The 14,135-nt window shown below is 71.0% G+C and carries 15 protein-coding genes; 11 read left to right on the forward strand and 4 right to left on the reverse strand.

Annotated elements, in window-relative coordinates; all coding sequences use genetic code 11:
• Positions 1 to 40: 40 nt before the first annotated feature.
• From P8A18_RS03950 to P8A18_RS03970, 5 genes are all read left to right on the forward strand, one after another.
• Positions 41 to 988 carry an alpha/beta fold hydrolase gene (locus P8A18_RS03950; protein ID WP_306051870.1) on the forward strand — a complete coding sequence of 316 codons (948 nt, stop codon included), beginning with the start codon at positions 41 to 43 and terminating at the stop codon, positions 986 to 988.
• 33 nt (positions 989 to 1,021) lie between these two features.
• Positions 1,022 to 2,206: an acyl-CoA dehydrogenase family protein gene (locus tag P8A18_RS03955; protein ID WP_306051871.1), complete on the forward strand. Its 1,185-nt coding sequence runs from the start codon at positions 1,022 to 1,024 to the stop codon at positions 2,204 to 2,206.
• Between the two features lie 58 nt (positions 2,207 to 2,264).
• Entirely contained in the window at positions 2,265 to 2,981 is a 717-nt protein-coding gene (locus P8A18_RS03960) for an NADPH-dependent F420 reductase (protein WP_306051872.1), read from the forward strand.
• A 98-nt stretch (positions 2,982 to 3,079) separates the two neighbouring features.
• On the forward strand, positions 3,080 to 3,487 hold the full coding sequence (locus P8A18_RS03965; protein WP_306051873.1) for a GFA family protein: 408 nt from the start codon (positions 3,080 to 3,082) through the stop codon (positions 3,485 to 3,487).
• Between the two features lie 106 nt (positions 3,488 to 3,593).
• Positions 3,594 to 4,097: a pyridoxamine 5'-phosphate oxidase family protein gene (locus P8A18_RS03970; RefSeq protein ID WP_306051874.1), complete on the forward strand. Its 504-nt coding sequence runs from the start codon at positions 3,594 to 3,596 to the stop codon at positions 4,095 to 4,097.
• 121 nt (positions 4,098 to 4,218) lie between these two features.
• On the opposite strand, the gene P8A18_RS03975 is transcribed toward P8A18_RS03970, so the two are convergent.
• The gene (locus P8A18_RS03975; RefSeq protein WP_306051875.1) at positions 4,219 to 4,560 is read right to left on the reverse strand and encodes a VOC family protein; all 342 of its coding nucleotides are present in this window, start codon (positions 4,558 to 4,560) and stop codon (positions 4,219 to 4,221) included.
• 473 nt (positions 4,561 to 5,033) lie between these two features.
• Here P8A18_RS03975 and P8A18_RS03980 point away from each other — a divergent pair, with 473 nt between their 5' ends.
• The 3 genes from P8A18_RS03980 to P8A18_RS03990 all read left to right on the forward strand — a co-directional run bounded on the left by P8A18_RS03980 (position 5,034) and on the right by P8A18_RS03990 (position 7,501).
• Positions 5,034 to 5,480 carry an SRPBCC domain-containing protein gene (locus P8A18_RS03980; protein WP_018551305.1) on the forward strand — a complete coding sequence of 149 codons (447 nt, stop codon included), beginning with the start codon at positions 5,034 to 5,036 and terminating at the stop codon, positions 5,478 to 5,480.
• Positions 5,477 to 5,833, forward strand: a complete 357-nt coding sequence (locus P8A18_RS03985) for an ArsR/SmtB family transcription factor (RefSeq protein WP_103516765.1) — start codon at positions 5,477 to 5,479, stop codon at positions 5,831 to 5,833. Before P8A18_RS03980 ends, P8A18_RS03985 begins: the two co-directional genes overlap by 4 nt.
• A 294-nt stretch (positions 5,834 to 6,127) precedes the next feature.
• The gene (locus tag P8A18_RS03990) at positions 6,128 to 7,501 is read left to right on the forward strand and encodes an MFS transporter (protein WP_371933759.1); all 1,374 of its coding nucleotides are present in this window, start codon (positions 6,128 to 6,130) and stop codon (positions 7,499 to 7,501) included.
• A gap of 122 nt (positions 7,502 to 7,623) precedes the next feature.
• On the opposite strand, the gene P8A18_RS03995 is transcribed toward P8A18_RS03990, so the two are convergent.
• Positions 7,624 to 9,009: a carotenoid oxygenase family protein gene (locus P8A18_RS03995; RefSeq protein ID WP_306051877.1), complete on the reverse strand. Its 1,386-nt coding sequence runs from the start codon at positions 9,007 to 9,009 to the stop codon at positions 7,624 to 7,626.
• 80 nt (positions 9,010 to 9,089) lie between these two features.
• On the opposite strand from P8A18_RS03995, the gene P8A18_RS04000 reads away from it, so the two are divergent.
• Positions 9,090 to 9,740, forward strand: coding sequence for a TetR/AcrR family transcriptional regulator (locus tag P8A18_RS04000; RefSeq protein ID WP_306051878.1), 651 nt, complete (start codon positions 9,090 to 9,092; stop codon positions 9,738 to 9,740).
• A 47-nt stretch (positions 9,741 to 9,787) separates the two neighbouring features.
• On the opposite strand, the gene P8A18_RS04005 is transcribed toward P8A18_RS04000, so the two are convergent.
• On the reverse strand, positions 9,788 to 10,756 hold the full coding sequence (locus tag P8A18_RS04005; protein ID WP_306051879.1) for a hypothetical protein: 969 nt from the start codon (positions 10,754 to 10,756) through the stop codon (positions 9,788 to 9,790).
• Positions 10,757 to 11,024: 268 nt separating this feature from the next.
• Between P8A18_RS04005 and P8A18_RS04010 the strand changes: the two genes are divergently transcribed.
• Both P8A18_RS04010 and P8A18_RS04015 read left to right on the forward strand, forming a co-directional pair.
• Positions 11,025 to 12,008 carry a DUF1702 family protein gene (locus P8A18_RS04010; RefSeq protein WP_306051880.1) on the forward strand — a complete coding sequence of 328 codons (984 nt, stop codon included), beginning with the start codon at positions 11,025 to 11,027 and terminating at the stop codon, positions 12,006 to 12,008.
• A complete protein-coding gene (locus tag P8A18_RS04015; RefSeq protein ID WP_306051881.1) occupies positions 12,005 to 13,402 on the forward strand; it encodes a cytochrome P450 in 1,398 nt (465 codons plus the stop codon). Before P8A18_RS04010 ends, P8A18_RS04015 begins: the two co-directional genes overlap by 4 nt.
• Before the next feature lie 158 nt (positions 13,403 to 13,560).
• Here the strand turns inward: P8A18_RS04015 and P8A18_RS04020 are convergent, their stop codons facing one another.
• Entirely contained in the window at positions 13,561 to 14,130 is a 570-nt protein-coding gene (locus tag P8A18_RS04020; protein WP_371933636.1) for a flavin reductase family protein, read from the reverse strand.
• Between the last annotated feature and the right edge of the window lie 5 nt (positions 14,131 to 14,135).

The raw sequence follows: 14,135 nt of genomic DNA on the forward strand, positions 1-14,135 counted from the left end.
CGCATACCTGTTTCGGCCACGACCACGAGGAGTGGGAACAGTGACGACGAACAGCAGCCGTACGAACACACCGGACGCCGGCGGGGAAGCCCCGGGCGTCCCGACCGATGCCGAACTCGCGAACTCCCTGGACGGCGGCTTCCGCAGCGAATACGCCACCGTGAACGGTCTCCGCCTCCACTACGTCGCAGGCGGGGAGGGCACTCCGCTGGTCCTGCTGCCCGGCTGGCCGGAGACCTGGTGGGAGTTCCACAAGGTGATGCCCGCCCTCGCCGCGGCCGGCCGCAGGGTCATCGCGCTCGACCTCCCCGGCATGGGCGGCTCGGACAAGCCCGCCACCGGGTACGACAAGAAGACGATGGCCGGGGTCGTCCACGGGTTCGTCCGCTCACTCGGCTACGACCAGGTGGACATCGCCGGCCACGACGTCGGCGCCCAGGTCGCGTTCAGCTTCGCGGTCAACCACCCGGAGGCCACCCGCAGGGTCGCCCTGCTCGACGTGCTCCACCCGGACGCCTCGATGTACCAGATCCCCGTGCTGCCGGCCCCGGGCCTGCCCTTCTTCCCGTGGTGGTTCGCCTTCAACCAGGTCGTCGGCCTGCCCGAACAACTGCTGGCCGGACGCGCCCACTTCCTCATCGACTGGGTCTTCGACAACTTCCTGCTGGACCAGGGCGCGGTGACCCCGGCGGACCGGGCCGTCTACACCCGGGCGTACGACACGGCGGACGGGATCCGCGGCGGGAACGGCTGGTACCAGACGTTCGGCCAGGACATCGCCGACCTCGGAACCTACGGGCAGGTGACCGCGCCCATGCTCGGCCTGGTCTCCAATCTCGGCGACGGCATGTTCGCCAAGCAGATGGAGGCGACGCTGCCCACCCAGGGGAGCGACGTGCGGGTCGTGCTGGTGCCCGACGCGGGCCACTACTTCGTCGAGGAGGCGCCGCAGGCCGTCATCGACGCGTTCAACGCGTTCTTCGTCTGACCCCTGATCCCACAAGTCCGTTGAGGAGAAGTCATGTCAACGTTCGTCATCCCGACCCGGGAACAGCTGGTGCGGCAGGTGTCCGCGATCGCGCCCGTGCTGCGGGCCAACACCGCGTGGTCGACGGAGAACCGCCGGCTGCACCCGGACTCGGTGGAGGCCCTGCGCGACGCGGGCGTCTTCCGGATGCGGATCCCGCTGCGCTACGGCGGGTACGAGAGCGACGCGCAGACCATGGTGGCGGTGGCCGAGGAGATAGCCAAGGCCGACGGGTCCGCCGCCTGGGTGGTGGCCAGCTCCTGGGTCGCCGGCTGGGGCGTGGGCCTGTACCCGGACGAGGTCCAGGACGAGGTGTTCGCGGAGGCCGGCACAGGGCTCTGCGCCACCATCGGGGCCGGGACCGCGACGGCCGTCCCCGTTCCCGGCGGCGTCCTGGTCAACGGCTCGTGGCCGTTCATCAGCGGCGCCCTGAGCAGCACCTGGCAGCAGGTGGCGGCGATCTTCCTCGACCCGGACGGGCAGCCGTACCCGGTGATGGGCCCGGTCCCGGTGTCGGAGCTGGAGATCGTCGACGACTGGCACACCGGCGGCCTGCGCGGAACCGGGAGCGTCACCACGACCGCGAAGGACCTGTTCATCCCGCAGGAACGCATCCTGCCGGCGCCCATGGTCCTCGGTGGCCAGTCGGTCTCCAAGCTGAACGCCGACTCGCCGATGTACCGGGCTCCGCTCATCGTCGTGGGCGCGGCGTCCACGGTCGGGGTCGCCGTCGGCATGGGCAAGGCGGTGCGGGACCTCTTCTTCGAGCGGCTCCCCGGCCGCAAGATCACCTACACCGAGTACCCGAGCCAGAGCGAGGCCCCGGTGACCCATCTGCGGGTCGCCGAAGCGGTGATGAAGATCGACGAGGCGGAGTTCCACGCGACCCGGCTGGCCGCCCAGCTGGACGCCAAGTGCGCCTCGGCCGAGCCCTGGGAGATGGCGGAACGCGGCCGCAGCCGCGCGGACGAGGGCTCGGCCGTGCGGCTGACCCGGGAGGCGGTGGAGATCCTCGCCTCGTCCAGCGGCGGCTCCGCGGCCTACACCAAGGTGCCGGTCCAGCAGATAGCCAACGACCTCCAGACCTTCGGCCTGCACGCGATGATGAATCCGGATGTCAACGCCGAGACCTACGGCCGGATCCTCTGCGGCCTGGAGCCCAACACCTACTACATCTGACCGGTGCCGAGCCGTCCCCGGCACGAGAGAGTCCACCAAAAAATCCTGAGGAGTCGTCATGTCCACCCTTGGAATCATCGGCAGCGGAGTCATGGGCACCGTGATCGCGCGGCTCGCCGTCGGGAACGGCATTCCGGTCGTGATGTCCAACTCCCGCGGCCCCGAGAGCCTCGCCGGCCTCGTCGCGGACCTGGGCCCGCTGGCCACGGCCGGCACCGTCGAACAGGCCTCCCGGGCCGGCGAGTTCGTCGTGATGGCCCTGCCGGTCACCGACTACCGGTCCGTCCCGGCGGCGCCGCTGCGGGGCCGGACCCTGCTGGACACCAGCAACTACTACCCGATCCGCGACGGCCGCATCGAGGAGCTGGACTCGGAGAAGCTGACCACCAGCGAGCTGATCCAGCAGCACTTCGACGGGGTCCACCTGGTCAAGGCGTTCAGCGGCATCCTGGCCCACCACATCACCCAGCTCGCCCGGCCCTCCGGCCATCCGGAGCGCAGCGCCGTGGGCATCGCCGGCAACGACGCCTCCGCGAAGACCGGGGCGTCGGCGCTGATCAACACGATCGGCTTCGACACCGTCGACGTGGGATCACTGGCGGACAGCTGGCGCATCGAGCCGGAGACCTCCGCCTACACCTGGCTCTACATGGCCGACCAGGACACCGCCTTCGAGGACCGGACGGAAGCCCTCGGGGCTCCCCTGCCGGCCGCCGCGCTGCGAGCGGCGCTGGTGGACGTCGAGAGGGTACGGGTGGCGGACCGCACCTTCTGACGCCTGCCCGATGCCCTCGGGAAACGGGGAAGCCCGCCGGCGACAGCGGGCTTCCCCGCGGGGCACAACCGACGGACCGAGAGCCTGGGGACACCACGATGAGCGAGATGGACCAGCAGCGGACCCTTACCGGCGGCTGCCTGTGCGGGAAGATCCGGTACAGCGCGAGCAGCCGGCCGTTCTACCCCCATGTGTGCAGCTGCCCGCACTGCCGGAAGCTCTCCGGCGGCCCGATGATGGCTTTTGTCGGCTTCCCCCTGTCCGGCTTCGCCTGGGACGGTCCGGGCGGCGAGCCGGCCTGGTACGCGACCTCGCCGGGCGCCGGGCGCGGGTTCTGCGGCGACTGCGGCTCCCGGGTGTGCGCGCTCGACGAAGGCTCGGACGCCGTGTTCGTGACGATCATGAGCCTGGACGACGACCGTGTGTTCGTCCCTCGGAACCAGCACTTCCGCGACGACGCCGTGTCCTGGCTCCCGCAGGTGCCGGAGCCCAAGGCCGCCGTGTGACCGCGGCCCCGCACCCCCTGCGGCCAGGCACGACGAGAGAAGCGGGCGTCCACGACGCCCAAGAGACCGGACCAAGAGTTCCGCCCGGCGAGAAGGAGCGGTATCCATGAACTACGCCGAGATCCTGCACCTGATGGAGACGGACCCGGTGATCCGGACGCTGATCGAGGCACCGATCCCGATGCGGCTCGGATACGTGGGGCTGGACGGCCACCCACGCGCGGTGCCGGTCTCCTACATGTGGAACGGCAAGGCCTTCGTCTTCGCCACCCCGACCGGAGCGTACAAGGTCAAGGCGCTCACGGCGCACCCGCAGGTCGCCTTCACGGTCGACACCACCACCTACACACCGCTGATCATGAACGTACGCGGAACGGCCTCGATCGAGATCCGGCAGGGTATCCCCCAGGAACACATCGACGCGTCCCGCCGGAACATCGGCGACGAGGCGCAGATGGAGGAGTGGATGCGGGTGAAGCGGGAGAGCACCAGCGAGATGGCCGTGATCACCATCGTCCCCACCCATGTCGTCGTGTGCGACTTCGTCACCCGCTTCCCGCCACCGCGGGCCGTGAACTACGCCCAGGCCTACGGCGCGGAGCGGGACTGAGGCCGGCCGGAAAGCGAACGCCCTCGGCGGCCTCCACCGCTGTCGGCACGAACGGGCAGCCCCTCTTCCGGTCCGCATCGGACCGGAAGAGGGGCTGCGAGAACGCCCGGCCTCAGGCGTCCTACTTCCACTGGATGATCTGGAGGTAGTTCCCGTCGGGGTCGGAGAACGTGCCGAACTTGCCCGGCTCGCGGTCCTCGATCGAGATCCACTCCGCGCCGGCCGCGCTCAGCTGGGCCTCCACCGCGTCGAAGTCGTCGACATGGAAGTTGACGATCGAGCGACCCGGCTGGTCGTTCTTCGCGTCGATGTCGTCGCGCTCGCAGACGACCAGGTGGAAGCCGCCCAGGTCGATCGGGCCATCGCCGGTGAACTCCGGGGCCAGCGCCTTGATGTACCAGGCCTTCAGCTCCTCGGGACGGGTCGAGCCGACCAGCATGCTTCCGGGCTTCAGTGTCGCCATGTCGAATCTCCTTGATGTGTGATCTCAGGTCGCGGCAGCGGCTGTCGCCACGCCACGCCTCTCGGTGCTGTGTGAAGTCATCCGCCTCGGCGGCGCGCTCGACGACCACCGCCCGGTGGCACCGGCCGGCCGCGGAGACCTCCACCGTAAGGTGCCGTCCGGTCAGGAGGCCGGAGGTTGCCTCACCGCGCGCCCGACCCGGTTGCCGAGGACCAGCCGACCTGCCCGGCGGCCGGTCCATCGGATTCCGCAACCAAAGTGTTGCACGTCACTCAACCCTCACGCAACCCAAACCTTGCGCGATACCCTGACGCCTCCGGAAACGCGGCAACACGCGTACACGGATCCCACACGAAAGCCGCCCCCCGCGGCAGTACCGCCCGTCCCCGCTGAACGCAACCTTTCGATTGCGCCTGACGACCCGATGTGCAACCATCGGGTTGCTGGCAAGAGCACCAATGAAGGAGTCCCTCATGAGCGAACGGCTGATCGAACGCGAAACCCTGATCGCAGCCCCCGTGGACCGGGTGTGGTCGCTGGTGACCGAGCCGGGGTTCTGGGTGGCCGACCCGTCCAGCCCGTCCGGCACCGCGGCCGTCGAGGGCGAATCGACGGTGGCCAAGAACGCCGAGTACGGCAGCTTCCCCGTGCGGGTGGAGAAGGTGCGGCCGCAGACCTATGTGGCGTACCGCTGGGCCAGCGCGTTCCCCGGTGAGGAGCTGAGCGAGAACAACAGCACCCTGGTGGAGTTCACTCTGACCGCCGAGGGTGACAAGACGCGGCTGCGCGTCGTCGAGAGCGGGTTCGCGGCGCTGGCCGGGTCCGAGGATCTGCGCGCCAAGGCGCACAGCGACAACGCCGACGGCTGGCCCCAGGTGCTCGACGCGGTCAAGACGCGCGTCGAGGCGTCGTCCGTGTGACGGACGAACGCCAGGGCTCCGTCGGGGTGGTCGACAGCGTGCTGGTCGCGCTGGCCGACAACACGCGACGTGAGCTGTTGCAACTGCTCGCCGCGCAGGGCGAGGCCACGGCGACGACGCTTGCCGAGAGTCTTCCGATATCACGACAGGCGGTGGCCAAACACCTCGCCGTCCTGGACGCCGCCGGACTGGTCTCCGGCAGCCGGGTCGGACGCGAGGTCCGCTACGCGGTGAAGCCGGCGACCCTCGACGCGACGGCGCGTTGGATGACCATGCTCGCGGCCGACTGGGATCGGCGTCTGGCGAAGATCAAGCACATCGCCGAGGCAGCGGAACGGCACGACACCCCTTAGACCCTGTCGTCCCATTCCCCTCCGTCGCACGGCCCGCCCTCCGGGCGAACGACGGGAATGGGGCGGCAGCCCCCAGCACTCCCCCAGCTCCAGGTCACCCCGGCAGGGGAACCGGACCGACGGCCGGTCAGGCGTCGGCCCGGCGTCCGGTGACGCGTGCCGCCGGGCGGCACGGTCCGCCGACGCGGTGACCGTTCACGAAATCGGACTCTCGATCGAGGGAACCATCTCATGACGACCGACGCAGGTAAGAGCGAAGCGAGCTCAGCTCCACGTTTCACCAGCAGGGAACGGATGATCCTTTTCCTCCTGCTCGGGTCCGGATTCATGTTGTCCGTCGACTTCTCGATTCTGAACGTCGCGCTGCCCGAGGTCGGCGCGGGCGTCGGGCTGGGGCTGTCCGGGCTGCCCTGGATCACCTCGGCCTACGCCCTCCCGGCGGCGGGCTTCGCCCTCCTCTTCGGACGGATGGGCGACCTGTTCGGCCGTCGCCGGCTCTTCATCACGGGGCTGGCACTGCTCGCCGCAGCCTCGCTGCTCGGCGGATTCGCCCAGAATCCCGAGGTACTGCTGGCCGCCCGCGCACTGCAGGGATTCGCCACCGCGATGGCGATCCCCGCGTCCCTGTCCCTGCTCACCAGCACCTTCGCGGAAGGCGCGCAGCGGGACCGGGTCCTCGGCCTCAACGGCGCGCTGCTCTCCGGCGGCTTCACGGTCGGCGCACTGGTCGGCGGAGTCCTGGTCAGCCTGCTCAGCTGGCGCGCCGCGTTCTTCATCAACGTCCCGGTGGCGGTGGTCATCCTGGCGTTCACCCCCTCGCTGATCAGGGAGAGCAGCGTCCCCGACCGGGTGAAGCTGGACGTGCCCGGGGCGGTGACCGCGGCCGGCGGTCTGCTGGCCGTCATCTACGCGATCATCGAGACGAACATCTACTCGGCCATCATCGGCGTGGTTCTGCTGGCCTCGTTCTGGATGATCGAGCTGCGTTCGCCCGCGCCGCTCGCCCCGGTGCGCATCCTCAAGCGGCCGACGGTGAAGTGGGGCAACTACGGGGGCCTCGTGACGTTCTCCATGGGGACCGCCATGATCTTCCTGATGACCCTCTACCTTCAGAACGTCCTGCACTACTCCCCGCTGATCACCGGCCTGGTCTTCGGTGTCCCGGGCCTGGCGGCCATGGTCGCCGGGGTCATCGCCGGGCGCTCCATCGGACGCCACGGCAGCCGGAAGGTGCTGGCCGTGGGTATGTCCGTGCAGGGCCTGGCGATCGTTCCGCTGATCTTCCTCGGTACCGACCGGGTGGCGCTCGCGATCGTGATCCCCGCGCTGTTCATCGCGTTCTTCGGGCACGTGACCTCCATCGTGGCCTACACCGTGACCGGAACCTCGGGCCTGCCCAACGAGGAGCAGGGCCTGGCCACGGGCATGACCGCGATGACCCAGCAGGTGGCCGTCACGATCGGCATCCCGGTCCTGAGCGCGGTCGCCGCGACCCAGGCGGTGGAACTGGACGGCCTCCACCTCGCGCTGATCGTGAACGTCGCGGTGACCCTGGCGAGCGTGGTCCTGGTCTGGCTGGGGTTGCGCGCCCGCGGCGCGGAGGCTCCGGCGGCGGTCGTGCCGCTGCCGGGGAACGCCGACGAGGCGTTGGCCCGTCCGCTGGACTGACACCCGGCCCCACCGGAGTCGCACTCGGCCGAGTGCGACTCCGTCGTTTTCCGGGCCGGACCGGTGCGCCCGGGTGACTGCCCGGCGGCCGCCCCTGGGGGTCCTCGTGGCCCCCGCGCCGCTCACCGCTCCCCCGGCACCCACTGCGCGTGGAAGCCGTGCGGCACCCGCACCGGCAGCGGGACCACGGCGACGGGCGGCCCGGTGAAGTCGGCGGTGTCCAGGACCACCAGTTCGCTGCGGTCGGTGGCGGGGTCGTACACCAGGGTCAGCAGCCAGCCGTCGGCCTCCGCCGCCCGCGCCTCGCGCGGCAGGAAGACGGGTTCGCCGGTCAGCCGTCCGCCGGCGAGGACATGACGTTCCGAACGGCCGGTGGCGAGGTCGTGCCGCAGCAGTGCCGGGCCGCAGAGGGCGGCGCCCTGGCCCGCGTCGAGCTCGACGGTGAAGGCGTACCGGTACGGCAGCCCCGTGTACCGCTCGTCGATCAGCGGGAACTCCTGTACCCGGCTGTCGAGTTGCCGTTCCGTCACGGCGCTCCCCCGCGGATCGAGGGTCCAGCGCCACAGGGTGGGCGCCGACTCGCTGGCGTGCAGCCGGTCACGGTCGAAGGCCCGCTCGTGGCGGATCACGTCCACGGTGATCCGGCCGTCGCCCTCTTCGAAGGCGTTGACCGGGTGGAAGACGAAGCAGGGTGCGACATCGAGCCAGAGTGCGGCCGCGTCCGTGCCGCCGCGGGGCACGATCCCGATCCGGGCGCCGTGGTCGTGCTGCCAGGAGTAGGGCACGGGCGAGCCGGCCCGCGCCTCGGCGGGGTCGTGGGTCACCGGCAGGTCGAAGAGGACGGCGTGGCGTTCGGTGAGGGCGAAGGAGTGCATCCAGGGGCGGCCCTTGACCGGGATCGGCAGTGTTTCGCGGACCCGGCCCGCGACGTCGAGGGTGAGCAGGACCGCCTCGTCCCTCGCGTGGTCGGTCGCGACCGCGAGGAGTTCGCCGGTGACCGGGTCGGTGAGGGGGTGCGCGCAGAAGCCGCCGGGGAGGGTGCCGTCGAAGTCGGTGCGGGCGCGGGTGGCGAGGCCGGAGTCGATGACGAGCGGCAGGGCGGTGGCGGCGGCCACGGCCAGGGTGCGGCCGGCGTGCCGGACCAGGTTCGCGTTGACGTTGTCGTCCGGTCCGTTGCGGGGCCCGGGAGTGGGCAGTTCGTTGAGCGCGCCGCTGATCGCGTCGGTCCGAAGCCAGCGGTTGCGGTACGACAGCGCGCGGCCGCCGCCCAGCCGGATCGCGTGCACCATGCCGTCGCCCCCCAGGGCGTGGTCGACGGCGGGGTCGTGGGTGCCCCGGGTGTTGGGCCCGATCCGCAGGAAGGTTCCGTCGAGCTGCGGCGGCAGCGTGCCGCGCACCGTCAGTCCGGTGTGGTCGGTCTCGGCCGACACCGGCTGGTAGCCACGCCCGAGAAGGTGCACCGTGCTGTGCGGGAGTGTGCCGCGGGCCGGGTCAGTGGTGCGAGGCATGGCCGCCTCCTCCGTTGAGTATCACCGTTACGTAACGCTGTCACGTAATAGCGTCACAGCCGCCCGCCATACTGTCAAGGGTGAGCCCACGCCGAGTTGACCCGAACCTCCGTCCCCAACTCATCGACGCTGCGGCGAAGCTGCTCGGCGAGGAGGGGCCGGCCGCACTGTCCACCCGCAAGCTGGCAGCCATGGTGGGCACCTCGACCACGGCCGTCTACACGTACTTCGGTGGTATGGACGATCTGGTGCGGGCGATGGTCCACGAGGGGTTCAGGCTGCTCGGCGACAGGATGAGGGCGGTCGAGGAGAGCGACGACCCGGTGGCCGACGTGCTCGCCCTCGGCTGGGCGTACCGGGACAACGCCCGGGAGCACTGGCACCTGTACAACGTGATGTTCGGCGGTTCGGGCCTCAGCGGCTTCTCCCTCACCGACGCCGACCGGCAGCACGGCCGCTACACCCTGGACATCCTCGTCGGAGCGGTCAAGCGCTGCGCCGCGACCGGCCGTTTCCGTCCCTTCGACCCCGAACTGGTCGCCCATCAGCTGTGGATCGCCCTGCACGGCCTGGTCACCCTGGACCTCGGCGGCTACCTGGTCGAGCCCAACACCGCGGACGTCTGCTTCGAGGCGCAGGTGAGCGGAATGATCCTGGGCGCGGGGGACGATCCGCAGCGGGCCCAGGAGTCCCTGGCCAGGGCCGCACAACGGCGGCTCCGGACCCAGTAGGGTCCGAAGCCGCCGTTGGTGGTTCCGCCGGGGCGGAGGGAAACCCGCTACGCGTTCCAGGGAGCCGTCGGGAACCATATGTAATCGAGCTTGCCCAGCATCCGGATGTCCCAGTAGATGACGGTGAAAGCGCCGGCCACGAGGAACGCGGAAGCGGTCAGCGTCGCCACCCGGCCCGGCTTGGTGGCCAGCCAGCGCTGGACGGGCCGGCTGAGGCTGTAGGACAGGAGCAGGAAGAGCACCGCCATCACCAGGAAGTTGCCGATGGACTGGAGCGAGAAGGCGACGGCCCCGAAGAGCGGGTTGTGCTCCTCGGCCGCCTGCCGGAACAGGTTGCGGAACAGCGGGTAGGGGCGGCCGATCAGGAAGGCTCCGACCATGACGCCGATCAGCACCAGCGGAGCGTTCGGGTGCCGGCGCGAGAGCGCCGCCAGCGGGTCGGGGATCAGACCGGCCGCGGCGAGCCCGAGCGCCAGCATGAACAGCCCGAGCACCCCGTACACGATCATGGCCTGGGCGATCCGGGGTGAGATGCCGTGCGTCTGGGCCGTCGAGAACTGCGGCATGTGGGTGCCGACCAGACCGACCAGCACCCCGTAGGCGGCCGACACCGGCAGCATGCCGGCCGCCATCCAGCCCAGCGGCCGCAGCGCGTGTGCCAACCGCTGACGGCGGGTGAGGCTGATCTGCCCGACCAGCGGGCCCACCGCGCCGAACACCGCCACGTTGCAGGCCGTGAAGGAACCGGCCAGGCCGGACACCAGGGCGAAGAGCACCCCGGCGCCGATGCCGGACAACTGCGTGTCCTTGGCGTCATGACCGAGCATTTGGCTGGCGGTGCGGAAGCCGATCTCGTCGTCCGCCAGCTTCGAGGACCACGCGTAGGCGATCAGTAAGCCGCCGAGCAGGCTGAGCACGAGGAGCAGGACCCGGCGGCGCGGGAACAGGCCGTTGACGAAGAGCGACGTGGCCTGCGGCGGGGCCGTCGGGGCCGGAACGGAGGTGGTATCGGTCACGTGAGGTCTCCTCTGGGGCGGGGCGGTGCCGGAACCGGTGCACGAGGTCCGCGATCCCGGCCGCTCCCGTTCGGGACAGCCGCATGCGAGACCTCGGATGTGGGGACGTGCGGGCGACGCGACTGATTGTCGGGACCCGACCCGTTCCGTGCCTACTCCTGAATTGCCCGGTACCGGCACGGCAGAAGTAGTACGGCGGGCCGCGGAACCGGAGCATGTAACCGGAGAGCTGCGGCCGTCCGGGCGCGCGGCGGGCTGGAGGGCAACGATGAGCGCGAGCTGGCGAGCGGTCAGGCGCCGTCTGATGACACCGAGCCACAACGAGACCAAGCTGTCGACCCGGGGCTTCCACGAGAAGAGCCCCGAGGCGCGGGAGACGCTCGAAACGGTCGGGGCGACCTTCCTCGACGGGTACGCGTTCGCCGTCGAGGCACGCGACCAGGACGAGGCGCACCAGCGGCTGGAACGGATCCCGGTGCGGTTCCGCGGTTTCGCCTACGAGGGCGCGGCGATGGGACTGGCCATGCTGGACGGACTTCCGATACCCGGCAACGGCCGGGTATCGGCCTTCCTGGCGGGCCACGGCGCCCCGCACGGCTACATGGTGCACGTCGGGGTCGGCTGGGCGATGGCCCGGCTGCCCCGCTTCCGGTGGGCGTCCATCGCGCCCGCCGACCCACTGCTGCGCTGGCTGGCCCTGGACGGATACGGGTTCCACCAGGCCTACTTCCGTACCCAGCGCTATGTGCGCGAGCAGTACCGGGACCCGTCCTTCCGGTGGCCCGGCGACGAGACCCGGCGGTACGCCGGGCACGCCGTCGACCAGGGCATCGGGCGGGCGCTGTGGTTCATCGGCGGCACCGACCCGGCCGTGGTCGCGGACCTGGTGGACAGCTTCGCGGCGGAGAGGCGGGCCGATCTCTACAGCGGGGTCGGCCTGGCCGCCTGCTACGCCGGCGGTGCCGGCGAGGGCGAGCTGCTGTACCTGCTCGAACGGGCCGGCCACTACCGGCCGCAGCTCGCCCAGGGCGTGGCCTTCGCCTCGACCACCCGGGTGGAGTCCGGACTGCTGACACCGCACACCGAAATGGCCGCGCGGCTGCTCTGCGGTATGAGCCCGCAGCAGGTCACCGAGGTCTGCTCGCAGGCCCGGCCCGATCCCGTCGTGGACGGCCGGCTGACGGCGTACGAGGTATGGCGCCGGGAGATAGCCGAGCGGGTCTCCAGCGACGCCCCCGAGGCGCGGGCATGACCGGCGTGGACTCGGTACCGGCCCCGGCCCCGCCGGGCGGCGGCCGGCCGCGTCGGCCACCGGGGCCGTCGCGGGCCGGCACCCCGGTGCTCCTGGCCCGGATGGCCTCCGACCGGCTGACGGTGATGACCGAGGCGGCGGCCACCTACGGCGACGCGGTACGGCTGCCGCTCGGCCCCAAGACCCTCTACTTCTTCAACCACCCCGACCACATCCGCCGGGTGCTGACCGACAACAGCGCCAACTACCACAAGGGCATCGGTCTGGTGCACGCCCGCCGCGCGCTCGGCAACGGCCTGCTGACCAGTGAGGGCCCGCTGTGGCGTGCCCAGCGCAAGGTGATCCAGCCGGCGTTCCAGCCGCGCCGGATCAACCGGCAGATCGGGGCCATCGGCGAGGAGGCGCTGCTGCTGGCCGACCGGCTGAGGCAGTCGGCGGGCGCGGGAGCGGTGGACATCCGGCAGGAGATGACCGGGCTCACCCTCGGGGTGCTCGGCCGCTCGCTGCTGGACGCGGACCTGGGCGCGTACGAGTCCATCGGCGAGGCCTTCGAAATCGTCCAGGACCAGGCCGTCTTCGAGATGATGAGCCTGAGTTCGGTGCCCACCTGGGTACCGCTGCCCCTGCAGCTGAGGTTCCGCAGGGCTCGGGCCGAACTGAACCGCATCGTGGCCGCGCTCGCCCGGGAGCGGGAACAGCACCCGGCTTCCGACGGCACTCGCGACGACGTGCTCTCGCGCCTCATCGACGCGACGGCCGACGAGCGGGATCCGACGGTCCGGCAGAACCGGATGCGCGACGAGCTGATCACCCTGCTGCTCGCCGGGCACGACACCACCGCCAGCACCCTCAACTGGACGCTGTATCTGCTGGACCGGCACCCCGAGGCGGGCGACCGGGTACGCGCCGAGGTCGACGAGGTGCTGGGCGACCGGCTGCCGGCCATCGAGGACTTCCACCGGCTCACGTACACGTCGATGGTGCTCCAGGAGGTGATGCGGCTGTACCCGGCGGTGTGGCTGCTGCCGCGCAGGGCGCTGGCGGAGGACGAGATCGGCGGCTACCGGGTGCCGGCCGGCGCCGATGTGGTGCTGTGCCCCTACACACTGCACCGGCACCCGGACTTCTGGGAGGACCCGGACCGGTTCGACCCGGAACGGTTCGCCACGGGCCGCTCCGCGGGCCGGCACCGGTACAGCTACGTACCGTTCGGTGCGGGACCGCGGGTCTGTGTCGGCAGCAGCCTGGGGATGATGGAGGCCACGGTGGTGCTCGCCGTCCTGCTGCGCCGGCTGCGGCTCTCGGTCCCCCCGGGCCACAAGGTGCGGGCCGAGCCGATGCTGACCCTGCGGGTCAAGGGCGGCCTGCCGATGACCGTGGAGGCGCGGAACTGACGGTGTGCCGGCGAGGACGGAACGGTCACGCCAACGGCCGCCCCGGGCAGCAGTAGCCCGGGGCGGCCGTTCGTGTTCCGGAGTCCGCCGCCGAGGTGCGGCGGGCAAGCGGGAAGCCCGGCCGGGGCAGCCGGCCGGGCTTCCCGATCGAACCGGGGTCAGGCGGCGACGCGGCGGAAGGCCCCGCCCAGGAAGAGCAGCGGGTCCTCGCCCGACGCGTTGCCCGCGCCCAGTACCGAGCCCACGAAGATGGTGTGGTCACCCCCGTCGTGGATGGCGCTGAGCCGGCACTCCAGCCACGCCTGGACGTGGCCCAGCACGGGGGCTCCGGTGTGCCGGCCGGGTTCGTGGTCGATGCCGGCGAACTCCGCCGCACCGCGCGGGCGCGAGTGGTCGGCGAAGTGACGGGCCACCCACTCCTGGTCCCGGCTGAGCACCGAGACCGCGAACGCCTGCTCGGCCAGCACGAGTTGATGGATGGCCGCCGACTTCACGACGCACACCAGCACCTGGGCCGGTTCGAGGGAGACGGAGGTGAAGGAGTTGGCCGTCATGCCGCGCGGAGCGTCGCGTCCCGCGGTCAGTACGGTCACCCCGGTGGCGAAGCGCCCCAGCACCCCGCGCAGTGCGCGACGGTCATGGATGTCCGCCTCGGGCGCCTCCACGGGAAGTGGCGGCAGGTCGAGCGGACCGGGCAGCGGAACGGAGGCGGAAGGGACGATGGACATATGGA

Origin of the sequence: Streptomyces sp. Mut1 (assembly GCF_030719295.1) — a bacterium.
GTDB lineage: Bacteria > Actinomycetota > Actinomycetes > Streptomycetales > Streptomycetaceae > Streptomyces > Streptomyces castrisilvae.